Source organism: Subdoligranulum sp. APC924/74 (assembly GCF_003324125.1).
Taxonomy (GTDB): domain Bacteria; phylum Bacillota; class Clostridia; order Oscillospirales; family Ruminococcaceae; genus Gemmiger; species Gemmiger qucibialis.
Window position 1 is genome coordinate 1 of the sequence record NZ_PSQF01000170.1, and the last position, 2700, is coordinate 2700.

The following is a 2700-nucleotide window of genomic DNA, read 5'->3' on the forward strand; positions in this document are numbered from 1 at the left end:
GGCTTGTTATGCGCAGAAAAAAGTTATGCGGAGAATCTTTTAGAACAGACGTTACTTCGAGACTGTTCACCAGAAATCTCAGCATAATTTTCTACAAGGTCTTTAAAAACGCCTTTAAGTCAGGGTCGTCGTTCCAATCCGGCATGGCAGGCGTATTCATCCTCGTGTCCATTGTTTCTAATGCCTTGCGCCGGGCTTCGGGATTAGCTTTTGCGTAAACCTGTGTTGTCTCAATAGATTCGTGCCCTAAAAAGTCACGAATATAAATGAGATTTTTGCCTGCCTCAACAAGATGCATTGCTTTAGAATGCCGGAGACAATGCGGTGTAATCTGCGGAAAAAATGAATCCACCGCAGTATTTGCTTTGTGGATATATTTTGCTAGCACGTAGGAAACACCGCTGCGAGTCAACTTTTTCCCTTGCGGATTTATAAACAGCTGGTCATTGCGGCGTTCTGGTATATCAAGATGGTTCTCACAAATGTATTGGCGCAATACCTGTGCACACGGTTTGGTAAGCGGAACATCTCGACTTTTTCGCCCCTTCCCTAATAAATGTACAACCGGTAGTGAATCTAGTCGGATATCGCAGATTCTTAAATCGCAAAGTTCCTGCACTCGTGCAGCTGAATCGTAAAGGAGAAGAATCATCGCCAAGTCTCTGCGACCTTTTGGCGTGGAAATATCAGGCTGTTCCATTAGAATATCGGTTTGCTGGATACTCAAATATTGAACCGTCGGCTTTGCTGCTTTTTTGCTGTCAATTGAAAGAATGCGCTGACACAGAATCATTTCATCCGGGCATTCAATTTGTACATATTTTGCAAATGACTTCAGCGCAGCAAGTCGTTGGTTTCGAGAAGATATACTGTATTTGCGTTCAGTTTCAAGATATTGTAGAAATTCAAGAATCAGTTCGCGGGAAAGGTCGTTAAAAAGCATTTTCTCTAATTTAAAGCCACAATACTTTTCAAGGTAGCCATGAAAAATAACAAAGGTGTCCCGGTAAGAGTAAATTGTATTTGTACTGACATTTTTAGTTCCTGCCAGATACACGCTAAAGTATGCGGAGACTAAACCGGCGTAGCTGCATCTATTCCTCATTGCAAAGTACCTCTGTAATGGTATGGAATCGGTCATTGAATGGTTCGGTGACTTCCATGTAGGCTTCCGGGACAAGCCTCAAGTATTTTTCGGTTGTTGTAATTCGGTCATGCCCAAGAGCAGTGCGGAGAATCGGCAAACAGGTATATATGTCTTTTCCTTCGGAACTCCATTTGTTTAGAATGTGGACCGCAAAGGAATGCCTGAGATCATGGAGACGAGGCCCTTTTCCTCGACCTCGGTGTGGAATCCCGGCATCAAATAAGCATTTTCGAAAAATATCGTAAATTGTACTTGTATCATAGAATCCGCCATCAGGAGCAGGGAAAAAGTAAATACTTTTTGCATTTGTCACTAATGGATTACTGCGGTAGGATTTCATGTATGCAAGCATTGAGTCCGAAATTCCTACCAGCCGTTCTTTGTCTCCTTTTGCACCGTATATGGCTAAAACTCCAGCATCCAAATCAACATCTGCAACCTTAAGGTGCAGAGCCTCTGACACGCGCAGCCCACATGTATAAAGCAGGCGAAACAGAACCGGCATAACTAAATGTCGTAGTGGAGATTCTGAAGATTCTTTGGTACAATCTACCGCAGAAAACAATCTCTCGATTTCGTCTTTCGTAAAAATGTAGGGAACGAAACATCTATTTACATGAGGCGCAGGGTGGAATGCACATGGAGCATCATAGCCATTGCTGTGCAAATACTTACAAAGAATTCGCACATACGAAATCCGAAAACATTGCGTGGTTTCGTTTTCGTGAGGTCTCTTTTTCTCCCACTTTTGCAGCAGTTCTTTCGAAATGGCAGGTATACGCAATTGTTGCTCATTGCAAAAGTCATCGAATGCACTGAGTGCCTCAACACCGGCGTTGTATTTATTGCCAAGGGCACGTTTTTGCTCCACAACATCCAGCATATATGGTGCAAGCACACTGGTAAAATGGGGTTCAAGAAGTTTTTCCTCAAACACTAATCAGTCACCTCCAATGCGCAGCTGCGAAGCTGACGTACATTTACACCAATATATTTTTGAGTAGAATCGGCATTTATGTGTCCTAATACACCCTGAATCGAGGTAATGGGGATTCCTTCATCTAACATATGTGTTGCGAGGCTGTGTCGAAGCGAGTGAAGCCCGTGGTGCTTTATTGAATCCAAAGGAATGCCCGCTTTTCGCATATGCTTAATAAGAATGTTGTCAAAATTTTGCAGAGAGACGTATGGAGCGACTGCGCGGAGAAAAATTTCCGGGGCATCGCTTACAGGCCTTCCATTTTTCAGATAGTCTATTACAGCCCATCCAACATCTGTGGGAAGTGGTAAAGTTATCGGCTCTCCTGTTTTGACTTGGGTGAAAGACACCAAATGCTGTTCCCAATTAAAATTGGCAGGGCGAAGATTACGTATATCGCTGGTTCTAATGCCGAGTTTTACTGCAATCATTAAAACTGCATAATCGCGTTTCCCTTGTGGACTTTCACGGTCAACAGAAGCAAGGATACTTTCGATTTGGCTAAGATCTAATGTTGTAGGAATTCGCGCGGAAGCGGATACTTTTACAATTGGCATCATTTTCAAAGACAAAT

General features: G+C 43.0%; 3 protein-coding genes. All 3 read right to left on the reverse strand.

What is annotated here, in order from left to right; all coding sequences use genetic code 11:
* Window positions 1–91: 91 nt before the first annotated feature.
* A complete protein-coding gene (locus C4885_RS15905; protein ID WP_158538935.1) occupies window positions 92–1105 on the reverse strand; it encodes a tyrosine-type recombinase/integrase in 1014 nt (337 codons plus the stop codon).
* Window positions 1095–2084, reverse strand: coding sequence for a tyrosine-type recombinase/integrase (locus C4885_RS15910; RefSeq protein ID WP_114001271.1), 990 nt, complete (start codon window positions 2082–2084; stop codon window positions 1095–1097). Before C4885_RS15910 ends, C4885_RS15905 begins: the two co-directional genes overlap by 11 nt.
* Window positions 2084–2700: site-specific integrase (locus C4885_RS15915; protein ID WP_147237881.1), on the reverse strand; the 617-nt coding region annotated here is incomplete at its 5' end. The genes C4885_RS15915 and C4885_RS15910, both read right to left, overlap by 1 nt.